Here is a 1583-nt window from a genome sequence, read left to right as displayed (position 1 = left end):
TAGTGACTCGTCATCAGCTCTCAGCCTGTACATTAAAGTACGATTTCCCGGATTTGCCTAAGAAATCAACCTACCACCTTAAACGCGGACTACCAACGCCGCGCTAGCCTAGCCTTCTCCGTCTCTCCATCGCAGTTAGCGGAAGTACAGAAATATTAATCTGTTTCCCATCGATTACGCCTTTCGGCCTCACCTTAGGGGTCGACTCACCCTGCCCCGATTAACGTTGGACAGGAACCCTTGGTCTTCCGGCGAGGGAGTTTTTCACTCCCTTTATCGTTACTCATGTCAGCATTCGCACTTCTGATACGTCCAGTGTGGGTTACCCCTTCACCTTCAACCGCTTACAGAACGCTCCTCTACCGCGCACTTCCTAAGAAATGCACCCGTAGCTTCGGTGGTATGTTTAGCCCCGTTAAATCTTCCGCGCAGGCCGACTCGACTAGTGAGCTATTACGCTTTCTTTAAATGATGGCTGCTTCTAAGCCAACATCCTAGCTGTCTAAGCCTTCCCACATCGTTTCCCACTTAACATACACTTTGGGACCTTAGCTGACGGTCTGGGTTGTTTCCCTTTTGACAACGGACGTTAGCACCCGCTGTCTGTCTCCCGAGTAGTACTCATTGGTATTCGGAGTTTGCAAAGGGTTGGTAAGTCGGGATGACCCCCTAGCCTTAACAGTGCTCTACCCCCAATGGTATTCGCTCGAGGCGCTACCTAAATAGCTTTCGAGGAGAACCAGATATCTCCGAGTTTGATTGGCCTTTCACCCCCAGCCACAAGTCATCCGCTCATTTTTCAACATAAGTCGGTTCGGTCCTCCAGTTGATGTTACTCAACCTTCAACCTGCCCATGGCTAGATCACTCGGTTTCGGGTCTACACCTTGCAACTAAACGCGCAGTTAACACTCGGTTTCCCTACGGCTCCGCTATTCGCTTAACCTCGCTACAAAATGTAAGTCGCTGACCCATTATACAAAAGGTACGCAGTCACGGTCTCAAGAACCGCTCCCACTGCTTGTACGTATACGGTTTCAGGTTCTATTTCACTCCCCTCACAGGGGTTCTTTTCGCCTTTCCCTCACGGTACTGGTTCACTATCGGTCAGTCAGGAGTATTTAGCCTTGGAGGATGGTCCCCCCATATTCAAACAGGATGTCACGTGTCCCGCCTTACTCGTTTTCATCTATGGTTAGTTTTCATGTACGGGGCTATCACCCTGTGCCGCTGTGCTTTCCAACACATTCCACTAACACCCCATAGACTTAAGGGCTAATCCCCGTTCGCTCGCCGCTACTAGGGGAATCTCGGTTGATTTCTTTTCCTCCGGGTACTTAGATGTTTCAGTTCCCCGGGTTTGCCTCACTACACTATGTATTCATGTAGTGATAACAGCTTATGCTGCTGGGTTTCCCCATTCGGATATCGTTAGCTCAAATGCTTATTACTAGCTCGCCAACGCTTTTCGCAAGTTATTACGTCCTTCATCGCCTCTGACTGCCAAGGCATCCACCGTATACGCTTGGTCACTTAACCATACAACCCAAATGAGTTTCACACCCTTGAATTAACAAGAGAAGA

The 1583-nt window shown here is 49.3% G+C and carries 1 rRNA gene (running past one end of the window); it reads right to left on the bottom strand.

Annotated features, from left to right (window positions below):
• Nucleotides 1–1538 (bottom strand): 23S ribosomal RNA (locus H5181_RS20935); it reaches 1409 nt to the left of the window's first position.
• Nucleotides 1539–1583 lie beyond the last annotated feature (45 nt).

The organism is Shewanella sp. SG44-2, from assembly GCF_014164215.1.
Lineage (GTDB): Bacteria > Pseudomonadota > Gammaproteobacteria > Enterobacterales > Shewanellaceae > Shewanella > Shewanella frigidimarina.
Note: the sequence above shows the minus strand (reverse complement) of the source record. Positions and strands in the feature narration are given on the sequence as shown.